The sequence below is a fragment of the Rhizobium sp. BK313 genome (assembly GCF_014193655.1).
In the GTDB taxonomy this organism is placed as follows: Bacteria; Pseudomonadota; Alphaproteobacteria; order Rhizobiales; family Rhizobiaceae; genus Rhizobium.
Genome location: NZ_JACHZQ010000001.1, coordinates 813831 through 828346 on the forward strand (window position 1 = coordinate 813831; position 14516 = coordinate 828346).

Consider the following 14516-nt stretch of genomic DNA (forward strand, 5'->3'; position numbering starts at 1 on the left):
TCCCGCCGCCGGTCCTTTGATGATGAAGCTTTGGACAAGCGCATGGCCCTGGCAATGACAAGACGGGATATCAGCGGCGTTGCTGGCGATTGCGGCATGCTGGCGCTTGGTCTTGCGGCCTGGCTCGCCCTTTATTGTGCGCCGCCGGCAATCCGCGATGCCATCTGTCGGTCAGACGGTGCAGCCGTCGCTGGTCCTCTGGATTTGGGAGGGCTCGTCCTCTCCTGGTTGGGAATGATGGTCGCGATGGCGGCACCTGCGGCCCTCCTGTCGCGCAGATTGAACCGCGCGTCGTCTTTCCGGAGCGCCAGGACAGCCGCTCCTTCGGTTGCAATGCTTTTTGCCGCGGCAGTGACTGGGGCGCTCGGCGAATGGTTGCTCCAGCCACTGGGTTTGGTCGATGGAGACGGGCGGTTCGAAGCCCCGCTCTTTGCGCCCGCCATGCTCGCGGCCGCTGCCTTGATACTGATTCGCACCCGCCTTTGGATGGGTAGGCAAGCGCTCTGCCACGCCGCCTGCTGCATCGCCATGGTTCTGCTGCAGTTCGCCGGAGGCGTCACGAACGTGCTCTGGATGGCGGCGATTGCCGGGTGGATGGCGTTAGAGAGCTTCGTCCCGTGGCGGCGCGAATTTGCGGTGCTGAGCGGCCTGACGCTCTGCTTCGCCGCCAGTTTTTCCCTGCTGCAAGAAAGCGGCTGACGTTTCTTTGACTTCAATGCCTGCCTGCTAAACAAGAGGAGATTTAGATGGGCTTCCTTTCCTACAATCCGACCGACGGTCGATTGATCGCCAGCTACGAAGAGCACACCGACAGCGAGGTCGAACAGATCCTTCAGCGGTCCCATGATGCCTGGAAGCAATGGTCGGCGCGGCCACTTTCCGAACGCGCGGCGTTTCTGAACCGCCTTGCGGACCTTCTCGAAACGCGTGTCGATGAATATGCGGCACTGAGCGTTTCCGAGATGGGCAAGCCTTTCGCCGAGGCTCAGGGCGAGATCAAGAAATCGGCCTTCGGCGCCCGGCATTTCGCTGGCGACGGCCTGGCCTACGTCGCCGACGAGCTGATCCCCGGCACACCGGCGAAGATCGTCTATCAGTCGATCGGCCCGATCTTCGGTGTCATGCCGTGGAACCTTCCCTTCTGGCAGGTCCTGCGCTTCTTCATACCGGCCGCCCTCATCGGCAACACCGTCATCGTCAAGCATGCCGAAACGGTTCAGGGATCGGCAGCGGCAATCGAGAAGCTCATCCTCGACGCCGGTGCGCCCGACGGGCTTTATTCCAATCTCGTAATCGATCGCAAACGCGCTCCGGCCGTGATCGCGGATCCGCGCATCGCGGCCGTCACCGTCACCGGCAGCACGGCAGCGGGCAGGGCGGTCGCAGAGCAGGCGGGTTCGCTCGGCAAGAAGGTGGTACTGGAACTTGGCGGTTCGGATCCGTTCGTCGTGTTCGACGATGCCGATTTCGACAAGGCAGTGCAGATGGCCGTAGTCTCGCGCTATTCGAACAATGCGCAAAGCTGCATCGCCGCCAAGCGGATTTTTGTTCACGCGCCGATTGCCGAACGCTTCACCGCCGCCTTCGTCGATGCAGTCAAACGCATCCCGGTCGGCGATCCGATGAAGGCCGAGACGAAACTCGGTCCGCTGGCCCGCGCGGATATCCGCGACAATGTCCAGCGGCAGGTGGACGACGCGGTAAAAGCCGGAGCGCGTGTCCTGACCGGCGGCAAGCAGATTGCCGGGCCCGGCTACTTCTACGAGCCGACCGTCATTGCGGGATTACCGCGCGAGGCTGCAGTCGCGCGTGAGGAGTTTTTCGGACCTGTCGCAATGCTCTTCACCTTCAAGGACGAAGACGAGGCGGTCGCCTTGGCGAACGACACCGAATATGGCCTCGGCGCTGCGGTCTGGAGCACTAACCCTGAGCGCGCCGAACGCGTCGCCTCGCGCATCGAAGCCGGTGCCGTCTTCATCAACGACTTCGTACGCTCCGATCCACGCGCCCCATTCGGCGGCGTCAAGGGTTCAGGGTTCGGCCGCGAGCTTGGTGGGCTCGGCGCTCGGGAGCTCGCAAACGCCAAGCTCGTCTGGAAAGGCGCCTGAATAAAACGAAGAGGCCAGCGGGATCATCCGGCTGGCCTCTGATCTTCAACATTCTCGTTTCGTTATTCGTTTGCGGCGGTGAGTGCTGCGCGCGCAAGAAACAGCGCACCCTCCACCGGCGAAACGCTGAGAACATGGACCGCAAGCTGCGGATGGTGCCAGCCAAGCGCAACCTTGAACGCATCGAGCAGCCGGGTCTGCTTGACGATCACGCTGCCCGCAACGACCACGTCGCTGCCGGCTGCGCCGCGATTTCTGAGCTGGCCGACAAGGGCGGCAAGATGGCCGGCACCCTCTGAGATGACATCTGCGGCAAGGCGCGACCCACGATCCGCAGCATCGAAGACCGCCGCGCAGTGTGGCGCCCAGTTCTCGGCCGTCGGATAGTCATTGACCTTCCGGGTCAGCCGTTCTGCATCCTCGACTCTGAAGTCCGCAATCAGGGCGGCCAGCAATCCGTCGTCCGGCTTGCCTTCGTCGTTTGCCTTGAGCGCGGCGCGCGCCGCTTCGCGCACTAGCGCTGCCGCGCCGCCTTCGTCGCCAATCACGCATCCCCAGCCCCCTGCAGACATCGGCTGCCCTGACGCATTGGTTCCAACGGCGATCGCACCTGTTCCGGCAATGACCCCGATGCCCTGCTTGAATCCGGCAGCCGGTACGATGAGCGCCGCATCGTTGACGGCACGAACACGATAACCGCGCTCAAGCAGTGCCGCTTCGAGGTCACGTCCGGTATCAGGATTATTGATGCCCTGCGCACCGAAGGCTATCGATGCTATCGAAATACCGGCGGGCAGATTGGCCTTCAGGCGTGCCGCCAGCCAGGCGGCGCCGTGCGATGCAGGCTCCGCATCCCAATCCTGGCTCGAGATCACCGTGTCGAGGATGCGTTCCCCGTTCAGCGTCTCGACGACCAGGTGCGTCTTGGTTCCGCCGACATCAAGCGCAACGAGGCATTCGCTTTTGCTCATCGTCAGGCCACCTTGGTGTCGTTGTGGTGGAAGACGAAGGCGTCGGGATCGAGCCCCCGGGCGATGGCAGTCTCGACCGCAATGGTCTGCATGATGACGGCCTCCAAAATCGGCCGCTGGGTCGCGCTCACCCGCGGCAACGGGATATAGGTCAGCCAATCGTTTTCCGCTGCCTGCACGGGACCTGCAAGGATCGTGTGATGGCCAGCCTTTGCCAGCGTCGACGCCAATTCTGCCTCCCGCTCGTCCCCGAAGAGAATATGCACGCCCTTTCCGGCGGATTCCATTGCACCGTGCAGATATTGCCGGGTCGACATGCCGGTCGACGGGATGCGGGCAATCTCGCGCAGTAGCAGCGCACCGACCTCGGCCGAACCGGCCGATGAGGCGATCCCGGCGCAGTCGACATAGGTCGCGTTCTTCATACGGGAGAGGATTTCGCCGATCTGTGACGCGAGCTGTTTTTCAAGCTGGCGGAAATTGGCCGGGATCTGCGCCCAGGACGGGTCGACCACGCTGCCATCCCAGGCCTCGGCGATCATTCCAAGGGCCGCGATCGTTGCCGTGTAGCCGATCGTCGAGGCATAGCTGTCGGGGATCGCGCCGAGCGAGACGTTGGTCGACGAGGCGGCGGCGACCGGCGAATCCTTGGCGTTGACGACGGACATGCGGAGGCTGCGGTCGATCGAGTTGAGCACGGCAAGAGTTTCGGTGCTCTTGCCGCTCTGCGAGACAGCGATCACCGGGTGGCTGGAGGCCGGGAAGGGGACGGGATATTCACCGCCATTGAGACGCCAGGAATGCACGCCGCGCGACCGCAATTCCCAGACGGCGGCCGAGCTTGCTCCAAAGCTTGCGCCGATCCCCATGAAAATCGGGCCTGGACCTTTCAGTGCCTCGGAAATATTGCGAACTTCGTTGCCGATTTCGGCAATCGCCTTCTCCAGCGCATTGGCCTGGGAGGCGCGCGCGTCGGCAAGCGAAATATAACCTTTGACCATTCCGGTCTTCTCCTTGGTCCTGAAATTATGTGCCGGCGTCATGAGCCACCGGCCGCCGTCCGATTATCCGTGCGGTATCAGCCGCCCGTTTTCGCGGTGCGTGAAAAGGATGTCCGCAGGCGGTAACGGTCGCCTGCGTAGCGGATCGTCGATGCCATGACCGGACGCCCGTTGCTGTCCTCGACGAGCTGGCGCATCGCAAGGATCGGCATGCCCTGCTCGATGCCGAGATGCCGTGCAAGCGTCTTATCGGCAGCATGTGCTTCGATGGTCGACTCGGCTCGGGCAAGGTCGAACCCTGCGCCGGTCAACAGGCGGAACAACGAGGCCGTCTTGAAATCGATCGCGGACATGTCGATTCCCCGGATCGCAGGGAAGAATGACATATCGACCGCAACCGGTACGCCATCCAGCATTCGTATGCGGTCGAGATGAAAAATGGGCCCGCCGGGCGCAATGCCGAGCTCTTCCGCCTCATCGAGGCTTGCCGGCGCTTCTTCAGCCCGCAATACCTGCGATGACGGCGCAAGGCCAAGACGAGCTGCGGTCTCGCTGAAGGATTCTAGTGTCTGCGGAAATTCCTGATGCGCTTCCGTTGCCACATACCAGCCACGTCCATGTGACGACACCAGCACGCCATCGGTCACCAGGCTCTGCAGTGCACGGCGCAGCGTAACACGGCTGATCGAAAGCCGCGTCAGCAAATCGCGTTCCGGCGGCAGCCTGCTGCCCGAGGCGAGCTTACCCGCGGCAATCTCCCTCGTGATCGCCTTCGCGGCCTGCTGCCACAAGGGTTCGGGAGAATCCGACTGCAGGGGTGCCGGCTGGCCCTCAATTCCGATCATTAGCCCACCGCAACCTTTTCCCACTGCTTGGTCTCCATGGACCGGTAGCACGCGTCGATGATCCTGTTGACGATCACCCCATCTTCATAGGTTTCCGAAGGCGTCTTTCCGCCCGCGAGGCAATCAACGAAATGCCGCATCTGCTGCGAAAAGCCATAGGCGCGTGTTTCCTCGGGCACCGGATAAACCCAACCGGTTTCCGCATCCGCCTTCTCGACGGTGTAGCCCACCGGTTTGCCCACAAAGCCCCAGACCGGTCCCACCGAACTGTCCGTCACGATGCGGCCTTCCGAGCCCACCAGCTCGTGGCGCAGCTGCATGCCACCTTTTTCGATCCAGGAGGATTCGATGGTTGCCAACTGTCCGCCGGCAAACTTCAGGAGGGCGATTGCGGCATCTTCGCCGGTCGTCTTGTCGCCATGCACCATCGTCGAACCCCAGGCCATGACTTCGGTTACAGGATTGTCCTTGCCGAAGAAATGCCGTGCTGATTCTACTGTGTGGCATCCCATGTCAAGCAGCGCGCCGCCGCCGGCCGTTTCAGCATCCCAGAAATGCGGGGCATGCGGACCCGAATGAGCCTCGCGGGCACGCATGGTCAAAAGCTTGCCGATGCCGCCGGCTTTCACCATCTCATAGGCCTTGGCGATGTTCGGAGAAAAGACGGAGCTCTCGGCATACCCATGCCAGATGCCTGCTTCGATCACCACCTTGAGCATTTCGGCGGCTTCTGCCTCGGTGCGTGCAAGCGGCTTGGTGCAGACCACCGCCTTCCCGTGTTTCGCAGCAATTTTCGTCGCTTCGAGATGAACCTCGTTCGGAAGCGCGATGATCACTAGGTCGACGGAAGCCTCGGCGCAGAGCGCATCCATCGTCTCATGCGCGGTCACATGCCACTTCTGCGCAAACTCCTTGGCGCGAGTGCCGCTGCGCGAATAGCATGATCGCAACTCTGCATTGCGAACATCAAGCAAGGCGTCGGCATAACACTCTCCGATGAATCCCGATCCCAGCAGTCCGACGCCGATCATGTTCTGCTCCTCCATCTACCCTTGATGGCCCCGCCACCCTTCCAATTCGAATACCACATAAGACAAAAATGGGAAACAAAAAATATAACTTGTCACAACTTGTATTGAGAGGTATTGTCCATCATCAATCGCCGGACGGCAATATAAGGAGCCGGCATGGGAGCAGTTTCAAGCGACGAGAATGGGAGATTATCAAATGCTTTCAAAGCATGCATTGCTCAATAGTGCCTTTGCATCGATGGCCGTCCTGCTGGTAGCCGGTAGTGCCTTCGCTGAAGATGTGACCATCAAGCTGGGCAGCTGGCGAACCGAAGACATCGCCGTCTGGCAAGACAAGATCATACCTGCCTTTGAAGCCAAGAATCCCGGTATCAAGGTCGAGTTCGCTCCGGTGAACACCAATGAATACAATGCTGCGATGCAATCTCAAATTGAAGCCGGTGCCGGCCCGGATCTCCTGACCTGCCGCCCCTTCGACGTTAATCGCGAATGGATTGGTCGCGGTTATTTCGATTCGCTGGCGAATTTTGACCCCATCAAGACCTTCGATGAGACGTCCAAGGCGGCTTGGACGGACGCCAAGGGAACGCCATACTGCTTGCCGGTCGCCGCCGTACTCGCCGGCTTCTATTATAATGTCGATATCTTCAAGGAATTGGGGCTCGATGTGCCCAAGACGGCCGACGAGTTCATCAAGGTGCTGCAGAAGATCAAGGATAGCGGCAAATACCAGCCGCTTGCCTATGGCTCCGCGGAGTCCTGGCAGCTCGCCTATAACGGCCTCTACAATATTGGTCCGTCCTACTGGAACGGCGAGGAAGGCCGCCAGGGCCTGATCGACGGCACCAAGAAGCTGACGGATCCGGAATTCGTCGAAGCCTTCAAGGCCTTTGCGGCCTGGAAGCCGTTCCTGCCTGCAGGCCAGGCGAGCCTGCAGTATGCCGATATGACGCAGCTCTTTACGATCGGCCGCGCAGCGATCCTTCCGGACGGCTCCTGGGACATCAATCAGGTGACTGCCACCGGTCTGAACGTCGGCGTCTTCGCTCCGCCCGCCGCAAAGGAAGGCGGCCAGCGCTACCTGCAGGAAATGCCGGACATGGCGATTGGCATCAATGCGGCGAGCAAGCACAAGGATGCGGCAAAGACCTTCCTCTCCTGGCTCGCGACACCCGAATTCCAGGAACTTTACGTCAATGCCGCTCCTGGCTTCTTCGCCATGAGCAAGACGCCGGTCACCTACAACAATGAGTTGGCGCAGAAATTCGCCGATCTGAAAAAGGGCGCAAAGCTGACGCCGCGCCTTGCGCTTGACCGTCTGAGCGCCGGCAACCCGCCGCTCGACGACGAGATCTGGCGCGTGCTGCAGACGATGATGATCGGCGACGACGTCACCCCGGAAAAAGCGACGGCCGAGCTTCAGGCAGGCCTTGCGTCCTGGTACGCACCGCAGAAAAAGTAAGCAAGAGCGCCTCGCGTGCGGGTTATCATCACGCGCGAGGCTCCCGATACCCGCCGGCGTTTTACCGGCGACGAGACCACGGAGATACCGGGTGACACGTCCTGCGACGGCTCGTTGGAGCCTCTTCCTCTTTGTGCTGCCTGCGCTCGCAATCTATCTCGCATTCGCTGTCCTACCGCTTGCCGCCTCGATCGTCATGAGCTTCTTCGACACCGACGGTCCCGGCGGCCGCGCCTTCGTCGGCCTGGCGAACTACTACTATCTCTTCACCCATCCCGTCACGAGCGCGCGCTTCTGGAATGCGCTCCTGAACAATGTCGAATATTTCATCATCCATCTGGTCGTCGAAGTGCCGGTCGGGCTGTTGATGGCTGGGCTTCTGACGTCCGGTCTCCTCAAGCGCTCCGAGGGCATCTACCGCACGCTGCTCTTCGTTCCGGCAACGCTTTCAGTCGTCATCGTCGGCTTCATCTGGCGCCTGATCATCAATCCGCTCTGGGGCCTCGTCGCTTTTCCGCTGCTTGGTAATGAACTGACAGCATTGCCGACGATCTCGCTCATGTCCGTCTGGCAGTATGTCGGCATCCCCATGCTTTTTCTCTACAGCGCGCTTCTTTCCGTTCCAGACGACGTCGTCGAGGCGGCACGTATCGACGGTGCCGGAAACTGGCGGATATTCTGGGCGATCAAGTTCCCGCTGATCGCACCGCAATTCGGCCTGATCGTCATCCTCACCTATATCTGGACCTTCAACGGGTTTGATCTGGTCTTCGCGCTGAACGGAGCGGCACCTGGCCCGAACTATAGCACTGACATTCTCGGAACTCTCTTCTACCGCACGTTCTTCGGCTCCAGCGGCCAGGTGGCGGATCTCGACCTCGGCGCCACAGTGGCAACCGTAATTTTCGTCATCATTCTTTTCGTGACGGCCGCATACTTCTGGCTCGTCCAACGCCGCCTGCAGGCGCATCAGATCTGAGGGGGCAACAGATGTCATCATCCAACGAAGTCAGCTCCACCTTCTACGGCACCAGCCGCCAGGCCATGCCGCTCGACCGCATCATCGTCCATGCTCTGCTAATCTTTTTCGTGCTCCTGGCGCTCGGGCCGATCTGCATCGTCATTCTGAACTCCTTCAAGACGACGCCCGCGATCTTTGGCGGCCCCTTCGACCTGCCGACGGTCAAGACCTTTAGTGTCGACGGCTACATCCGCGTCTTTACGCGCGGCAACTTTTTTCTGAATTACCGCAACAGCCTGATCGTCACGGTCTCGACGATCGTGCTGACGGTGGTCTTCTCTGCGCTGGCCGCTTATGGCCTCACCGAATACCGGCTGAAGATAACGCCGGTGATCGCCGGCCTCTTCGTGGTCGGCATCATGCTGCCGATCCGCCTCGGCACTGTTCCGATCCTCGAGATCATGATCGCCTGGCAGCTCGTCGATACGCTGACGTCACTGATCCTCGTGTACACCGCAATGAGCGTGCCGATCGCGGTGACACTGATGATGGCCTATTTCCGCACGGTGCCGACCGAGATCAAGGAGGCGGCACGGATGGACGGGGCAGGCGAGTTCCGCACCTTCCTTATCGTGCTGCCTGTGGTGAAGCCGGGTCTCGCCGCTGTCGCGACCCTGACGATGCTACCAGTCTGGAACGACCTCTGGTTCCCGCTGATTCTGGCGCCCAGCAAGAACAACCAGACAGTCACCCTCGGCGTCCAACAATTCGTCGGACAGTTTCTCAGCGATTATCCGGCCCTTCTCGCCGCATTGACGCTTGGCGTGGTGCCGCTTGTTGTCCTCTACGTGCTTTTCTCGCGCCAATTTATCCGAGGTTTAAGCCAAGGTGTTGGTAAGTGACACCTTTGGAAAGATGATCCTCCGAGGTAGCATCGCCTTAACATTTTCGCTGGTAGTCGTCGGCATGAGCACGCCCCGACCGACCGATATCACGACGCATCGTTACAAACGCCACCGTTTTCCTGCCGAGATCATCGCCCATGTGGTTTGGCTCTACTTCCGCTTTCCGCTGAGCCTACGGCGGCCCTCGTTAGAACACAGTTGCCGTATAAATCGGTCGCATCGAAGTTGCTTGTTGAGCTTTGTTTTGCGCCCCTGGCGTTCGAGCCAATCTTTCCTCTCAAAATCGATCACTTGCCGTCGGCTTTTCGCCGGGCGGCTAAACTCTATGCGATTGAAAGGAAATCGTCATGAACGACGGAGTAGTAAAATTCTTCAATACCGATAAGGGCTTTGGCTTTATCCAGCCAAGCGATGGATCCGCAGACGTGTTCGTTCACATCTCCGCCATTGAGCGCTCTGGCATGACCCTCCTTAGGGAAGGCCAGAAGGTCAGTTTCGATATCGTGCGGGATAGCCGTACGGGCAAGAACGCCGCGGAAAATCTCAATATCGCCTAACTGCCTAGACCGCTTCACGTCTTTGACCACGGATGTACTGGCAATGACCATCGAAGCGACTTGGGCAGTCGGGTTTACAAAGCTTTTCATTAATACCTATCGAAAGAAATTTCATGAAAAAGACCGATGCTGAACAGCTCCAAAAAAGAGCAGATCGCCAAGTGAAGAATACTAGCGGGGGAGGCCATCTTGGCGGAACCAACTTCGGCCAAGCTTACGACGCCAAGACGTCGTCATCGAAATCCAAGGGCGATAGAGTCCGCAGGAATGGCGGCAAAAACTAAGGCTTCCACTTCAAGAAAAAACTAAGGCTTCCTCTTCAAGAAAAGAGACCTTGTGGATCCGGCCACAGTCATGCGCTGGACCCACAAGACGCCTCCCAACCATCCATGAGCTTCCGGCGCTTCGCCAGCGCACATCACCACCAAATTTCCCAGGATTGCATTGAAATAGAGAGGCCGGCTCGTATTGGAGTCGGTGACGGAACTGTGGTTTCCGGCCATCGGATGTCAAAGCCACAAGTTGTGGGCGCAATCTGTTCGGGGATAAAATAGGCCGATTGCCTGCCGACTAAGAGTCAGCGGCTCTACTTCTAGACACGGTCTATAGATCGCTTTTATTCGAAGCGGGATCGGAGTTATAAAATTTGCAGAGGAAAAATGGGAGGAGCGGCGATGATGCGCGCTAATCCGTCAACTCATCATCCTTGCCTATTGGGCATATTCCGTCGCTTGAGTCGGCGCTTGCCTAATGCCTTTTATGCCCGCCACCTTCCATGATGCTGAAGACGAAAATGGCTGCAAGAACCAGGATCAGCGTGTAGTCGAAGGGGGTCAGCAGATGCAGCAGTTCCATGTTATTTCTCCTCCCAGAGAACATGAACCAGAACAATCTGCAGTATGTGCTTTTGTTCGGTGTATGCCAAGATTTTTACATCCTGCGGTGCAATAACATTGTTGTGCGGGGCACAAAACAAGTCCTTGTTCGCAAAGGCAATATCGGCTTGAATGGCGAGGACCTGGTTTTTTGGGAACCATCCGGTTGCCGCCGGCATTCTATTGTCAATAAATTTTGTAGAGTATATTGCTGTGCCCTTAGGGCATGCGCGGTTGACGGCGGCGAGGTATGCCTCCCAATCGATCCGTCGGGAAGGATTTGGCGATGACCACTCATTTTCACGATCAATCGCGTGATCGTCCAGTCATCGCAATCATCGGCGGCGGCGTCTCCGGAACGGCGGTTGCCTTTCACCTCATGCAATACAAGCCGCTGCAGCCCGGTCAGCTTTTCATTTTCGAACCGCGCGCACGGTTGGGGGCAGGGCTGGCCTATGATACCCAGGATCCCGCGCACCGCATCAATGTGCCGGCGGCGAAGATGAGCCTGCTGCCCGACGATCTCGAACATTTCCAGCGTTGGCTTGAAGAAGGCAATGTATTGGCGGGCGACCAGACGGCTGTCGCGGCGAATGGCAGCCTGTTTCCGCGGCGCGGGGTTTTTGGTCGCTATGTTAACACTATGGTGCAGCCTTTCGTCGACAGCGGTGCCGTCACCCACGTTGCCGAGAGAGCGGAGGATGTCCAGCGTCTGGACGGCCACTGGGTGATCACTGGCGAGGCAGGGCGGCGCGTGGAGGCGGATATCCTCGTCATTGCCACAAGCCATCCGTCGCCCCAGCCGCCGCAGCCGCTACAAAATGCGCTTACCGGCCATCCGCGTTTTGTCGCGGACCCGACGCGGCCAGATGCGCTCGATGCCGTCCGCGCCGACGACCGAGTGCTTGTTGTTGGTAACGGCCTGACCTCTGCCGACGTCATCGCTTCCCTCAACCTGCGTGGTCATAAGGGACCGATCACAGCTATTTCCCGGCGCGGTCTGCGGTCGCGTGGTCATGCGCCCGTGAAGCAGGAGTTGTTCGGCGATTTCGTCAGTCACCCGTCACGGACTGCGCTCGACCTTCTACGGCACGTGCGCGCCGCCATTCGCGAAGCGGAAGGCGAGGGGCGGAGTTGGCATGCAGTCATCGATCAGGTACGCGCCCAGGGTCAGGATCTATGGCGGGCGATGCCGATCAACGAGCGACGGCGTGTGGTGCGGCATTTGCGGCCCTTCTGGGATGTACACCGCTTTCGCGTTGCGCCGCAGGTGGAGGCGGTCAGCGAGGAGGCGATCAGCGCAGGCAGGCTGGAGGTGCTCGCGGCTTCCGTCGCCTCTGTAAAGGTCAAGGACGGGATGATCGGCTGCACGCTTCGCCTCAGTCGTTCCGGCAAGAGCCTCGATCGCCAATTCGATGCTGTGGTGGTGACGACAGGGCCGGGCCATCGCGGGATTCTAGACTCGCAAAGCTGGATCGGCGAGCTTGCAGACGCGGGCTATCTCGCCATCGATGACGCAGGGCTCGGCCTTGCCTGCAACACGGCATCGCTGGCACTCGGCGCCGACGGTAAGGCGGCACCATCACTGTTCATTTCCGGGCCGTTGGCACGAGGCACCTTCGGCGAACTTATGGGCTTGCCCGAAGTGGTCGAGCATGCCGTCTTCGTCGCCGAGCAGGTGGCATCGGCAGTTGCCGACTACACCAAGCGCGCGCATGACAAGCCAAAAGTCGATAGCAGCATGGCGTAAAGGTATAAAAAACTGCAAAATCGTGGCTTGGGCGATACATTTGCCCAAATTTACTCATATAAACTATACAATTTGTGAGTTATTGTATTGTTCGTATGAGGCGACGGCGTTAGTTCCGTGGTCAATGGCGACAAGGCCGGCCGGTTGAGTCTTGATCGAACGTGCCGGGCTCCCAACAATCGATTTTGCAGTAAAGCGGACAGCGATGCTCACGAAAAAAGGAAAATACGGGTTGAAGGCGCTGGTGGACTTGGCGCGCCTCGCGCCGGGCGAGACTGCGTTCATCAACGACATTGCATCACGCAACAATATCCCGAAGAAATTCCTCGACACCATCCTTTTGGAACTGCGCAACGCCGGCGTGCTGCGCTCGAAGAAGGGACCGGGCGGCGGCTATTCGCTGTCGCGTCCCGCCTCCGACATCCGCATCGGTCATGTTATCCGTACGCTCGACGGTCCGCTTGCGCCGATCCGGTGCGCCAGCCGCACGGCGTATGAAGCCTGTGATGACTGCGCCGATCCGGAGCGCTGTCATGTGCGCCGTTCAATGACGGAAGTTCGAGATGCGATCGCTGCCATTCTCGACAATATGACGCTGGAACAGTTCGTCGCGGGAGGCGGGCCGGGAATCGAGATCGAAGAACAGGAAAATTATCGCGCTTCGAATATCGGCTGAGCTATCTGTCTGATCGTTTGGACTTCGCCGCCGGCCTCAGGCCGGCGGTTTGTTTTTATAAAGTCCAGTTCTTCGGCGGCGACACGCCGTTGAGATGATAATTGCCGACGATATGATATTTCCAGCGGACCGGGTCGTGCAGCGTGTGGGTGCGGGCGTTGCGCCAATGGCGGTCGAGATTGAGACCGATGCGCGTGGAAGAGGTGCCGGCGAGCTCGAACAGCGTGTTCGAGGCTTCAATGGCAATTTCCGTCGTTAGGGTTTTCGCGGCCGCCACGGCAAGCGTGGCGTCGATCACATGGTCTTCCGTTGGATTGATTTGAGCGACATCGATCTTCTTGCCGGCGCGTTCAAGCATAGCGGCGGCTGCCTCGATCCGGATGGCGATCTGGCCGATCCTGGCGATGGTCAGCGGGTCATCCGCCGCGCGCTCGACGCCGCTGTCCATCCAGGGGCGGGTGCTAGTCTTCACAAACTCCACCGTCTCGGCAAAGGCGGCTCGGGCAATGCCGAGATCGATGCCGGCATGGATGATTTGACCCACGGAACCGATGGTCGTCGCCCGCTCAAAGCCTTTGTGATGGGAGACGACGGCGTCGGCGTTGACGTAGACATTGTGCAGGATGGTTGTGCCGCTGCCGGATGTGCGCTGACCGAAACCGTCCCAGTCATCGATGACCTGGATGCCTTCGGTGCCGCGTGGGACGAGAGACATTGTGAGTTCGTCGCGTGCGTTCAGCGCAAAAATGGCGATCCAGTCGGCGAAAAGCACGCCGGTGGAATAGAATTTGCGGCCATTGACGCGATAGCCAAGTCCGTCCGGTGTCAGGCGCGTGTTGTATTGACCGGCCGTTCTGGTGCCGAGTTCTGAGAATGCATTGCCGAAGCGGTCACCGGCAAGCGCCCTGGTAAAGAAGAAATTCCTCTGTTCTTCGCTGCCGTCGATGCGCAGTGCTTCGAGAATGTAGAAATGGTTCTGCGGAATCTGGGCGATTGAAGGATCGGCCTCGGCCAGGATGGCGATGATTTCGGCGAGAACGGAGTTGGAAATGTCGAGTCCGTCATATTCGGACGGAGTGGTGATACCGAGCAGCCCGGATTGCGACAGGGCCTCCAGCTCCTCATAGGGCAACACGCGGTTGATGTCGCGGTCACTTGCCTGCTGGGCGAAATTGGCGGCCAGCGATCGCGCGATCTCCAGCGCTTCCTCGTCGCTTTGAATGCGGTGTGCGAGCGGCCTCGTACGCTCGTGCAACTGCGAAACAGTTCCCATTCATGACCCCATCAGCCGATGGCATATCAGTGACTTAGCTGTGCGAAATTGATAAGCGCGTAATTTCTATAGATGTACTTTACATTAGATTCTCTTTGCTT

Annotated in this window: 15 protein-coding genes and 1 pseudogene; 10 read left to right on the forward strand and 6 right to left on the reverse strand. The window is 59.4% G+C overall.

The genetic code is table 11. The annotated features are described in order from the left end of the window. The first annotated feature begins 42 nt into the window (after positions 1–42). Positions 43–699 carry a DUF2182 domain-containing protein gene (locus tag FHT86_RS03870; protein WP_133705610.1) on the forward strand — a complete coding sequence of 219 codons (657 nt, stop codon included), beginning with the start codon at positions 43–45 and terminating at the stop codon, positions 697–699. A 47-nt stretch (positions 700–746) separates the two neighbouring features. Next, positions 747–2108 (forward strand): NAD-dependent succinate-semialdehyde dehydrogenase, encoded by a 1362-nt coding sequence (locus tag FHT86_RS03875; protein ID WP_133705611.1) that lies wholly within the window; start codon positions 747–749, stop codon positions 2106–2108. A gap of 62 nt (positions 2109–2170) precedes the next feature. Here FHT86_RS03875 and FHT86_RS03880 read toward each other — a convergent pair whose 3' ends face one another. The 4 genes from FHT86_RS03880 to FHT86_RS03895 form a co-directional block, all read right to left on the reverse strand. Further along, positions 2171–3079 carry an N-acetylglucosamine kinase gene (locus tag FHT86_RS03880; protein ID WP_133705612.1) on the reverse strand — a complete coding sequence of 303 codons (909 nt, stop codon included), beginning with the start codon at positions 3077–3079 and terminating at the stop codon, positions 2171–2173. Between the two features lie 2 nt (positions 3080–3081). Beyond that, the gene (locus tag FHT86_RS03885) at positions 3082–4080 is read right to left on the reverse strand and encodes an SIS domain-containing protein (RefSeq protein WP_133705613.1); all 999 of its coding nucleotides are present in this window, start codon (positions 4078–4080) and stop codon (positions 3082–3084) included. 77 nt (positions 4081–4157) lie between these two features. Continuing rightward, complete coding sequence (locus tag FHT86_RS03890; RefSeq protein WP_133705614.1) at positions 4158–4925, reverse strand: GntR family transcriptional regulator; 768 nt, start codon at positions 4923–4925, stop codon at positions 4158–4160. Then, on the reverse strand, positions 4925–5956 hold the full coding sequence (locus FHT86_RS03895; RefSeq protein ID WP_133705615.1) for a Gfo/Idh/MocA family protein: 1032 nt from the start codon (positions 5954–5956) through the stop codon (positions 4925–4927). The genes FHT86_RS03890 and FHT86_RS03895 overlap by 1 nt, the downstream gene beginning before the upstream one ends. A gap of 196 nt (positions 5957–6152) precedes the next feature. Between FHT86_RS03895 and FHT86_RS03900 the strand changes: the two genes are divergently transcribed. The 6 genes and pseudogenes from FHT86_RS03900 (at position 6153) to FHT86_RS03925 (ending at position 10125) form a co-directional block, all read left to right on the forward strand. Then, complete coding sequence (locus FHT86_RS03900) at positions 6153–7418, forward strand: ABC transporter substrate-binding protein (RefSeq protein WP_166656741.1); 1266 nt, start codon at positions 6153–6155, stop codon at positions 7416–7418. A 91-nt stretch (positions 7419–7509) separates the two neighbouring features. Then, positions 7510–8397 (forward strand): carbohydrate ABC transporter permease, encoded by an 888-nt coding sequence (locus tag FHT86_RS03905; RefSeq protein WP_133705617.1) that lies wholly within the window; start codon positions 7510–7512, stop codon positions 8395–8397. 11 nt (positions 8398–8408) lie between these two features. After that, positions 8409–9281, forward strand: coding sequence for a carbohydrate ABC transporter permease (locus FHT86_RS03910; RefSeq protein ID WP_246779370.1), 873 nt, complete (start codon positions 8409–8411; stop codon positions 9279–9281). A 64-nt stretch (positions 9282–9345) separates the two neighbouring features. Beyond that, positions 9346–9462, forward strand: a pseudogene (locus tag FHT86_RS03915) (IS6 family transposase); the annotation flags it as partial. A gap of 169 nt (positions 9463–9631) precedes the next feature. Then, positions 9632–9841 carry a cold-shock protein gene (locus FHT86_RS03920; protein WP_133705618.1) on the forward strand — a complete coding sequence of 70 codons (210 nt, stop codon included), beginning with the start codon at positions 9632–9634 and terminating at the stop codon, positions 9839–9841. Positions 9842–9954: 113 nt separating this feature from the next. Continuing rightward, positions 9955–10125, forward strand: a complete 171-nt coding sequence (locus tag FHT86_RS03925; RefSeq protein ID WP_166656742.1) for a hypothetical protein — start codon at positions 9955–9957, stop codon at positions 10123–10125. Positions 10126–10697: 572 nt separating this feature from the next. On the opposite strand, the gene FHT86_RS03930 is transcribed toward FHT86_RS03925, so the two are convergent. Continuing rightward, positions 10698–10895, reverse strand: coding sequence for a hypothetical protein (locus FHT86_RS03930; protein WP_133705619.1), 198 nt, complete (start codon positions 10893–10895; stop codon positions 10698–10700). A gap of 107 nt (positions 10896–11002) precedes the next feature. Here FHT86_RS03930 and FHT86_RS03935 point away from each other — a divergent pair, with 107 nt between their 5' ends. Both FHT86_RS03935 and FHT86_RS03940 read left to right on the forward strand, forming a co-directional pair. Then, positions 11003–12466: an FAD/NAD(P)-binding protein gene (locus tag FHT86_RS03935; protein ID WP_133705620.1), complete on the forward strand. Its 1464-nt coding sequence runs from the start codon at positions 11003–11005 to the stop codon at positions 12464–12466. 205 nt (positions 12467–12671) lie between these two features. After that, the gene (locus tag FHT86_RS03940) at positions 12672–13142 is read left to right on the forward strand and encodes an Rrf2 family transcriptional regulator (RefSeq protein WP_133705621.1); all 471 of its coding nucleotides are present in this window, start codon (positions 12672–12674) and stop codon (positions 13140–13142) included. Between the two features lie 55 nt (positions 13143–13197). Here FHT86_RS03940 and FHT86_RS03945 read toward each other — a convergent pair whose 3' ends face one another. Further along, on the reverse strand, positions 13198–14415 hold the full coding sequence (locus tag FHT86_RS03945; RefSeq protein WP_133705622.1) for an SfnB family sulfur acquisition oxidoreductase: 1218 nt from the start codon (positions 14413–14415) through the stop codon (positions 13198–13200). Positions 14416–14516 lie beyond the last annotated feature (101 nt).

Coding starts and splice junctions, on each gene's coding strand:
- FHT86_RS03910 (WP_246779370.1), top strand. CDS start 8,409: ATGTCATCATCCAACGAAGTCAGCTCCACCTTCTACGGCACCAGCCGC.
- FHT86_RS03940 (WP_133705621.1), top strand. CDS start 12,672: ATGCTCACGAAAAAAGGAAAATACGGGTTGAAGGCGCTGGTGGACTTG.
- FHT86_RS03930 (WP_133705619.1), bottom strand. CDS start 10,895: ATGCCGGCGGCAACCGGATGGTTCCCAAAAAACCAGGTCCTCGCCATT.
- FHT86_RS03880 (WP_133705612.1), bottom strand. CDS start 3,079: ATGAGCAAAAGCGAATGCCTCGTTGCGCTTGATGTCGGCGGAACCAAG.
- FHT86_RS03895 (WP_133705615.1), bottom strand. CDS start 5,956: ATGATCGGCGTCGGACTGCTGGGATCGGGATTCATCGGAGAGTGTTAT.
- FHT86_RS03945 (WP_133705622.1), bottom strand. CDS start 14,415: ATGGGAACTGTTTCGCAGTTGCACGAGCGTACGAGGCCGCTCGCACAC.
- FHT86_RS03920 (WP_133705618.1), top strand. CDS start 9,632: ATGAACGACGGAGTAGTAAAATTCTTCAATACCGATAAGGGCTTTGGC.
- FHT86_RS03875 (WP_133705611.1), top strand. CDS start 747: ATGGGCTTCCTTTCCTACAATCCGACCGACGGTCGATTGATCGCCAGC.
- FHT86_RS03925 (WP_166656742.1), top strand. CDS start 9,955: ATGAAAAAGACCGATGCTGAACAGCTCCAAAAAAGAGCAGATCGCCAA.
- FHT86_RS03890 (WP_133705614.1), bottom strand. CDS start 4,925: ATGATCGGAATTGAGGGCCAGCCGGCACCCCTGCAGTCGGATTCTCCC.
- FHT86_RS03870 (WP_133705610.1), top strand. CDS start 43: ATGGCCCTGGCAATGACAAGACGGGATATCAGCGGCGTTGCTGGCGAT.
- FHT86_RS03935 (WP_133705620.1), top strand. CDS start 11,003: ATGACCACTCATTTTCACGATCAATCGCGTGATCGTCCAGTCATCGCA.
- FHT86_RS03900 (WP_166656741.1), top strand. CDS start 6,153: ATGCTTTCAAAGCATGCATTGCTCAATAGTGCCTTTGCATCGATGGCC.
- FHT86_RS03885 (WP_133705613.1), bottom strand. CDS start 4,080: ATGGTCAAAGGTTATATTTCGCTTGCCGACGCGCGCGCCTCCCAGGCC.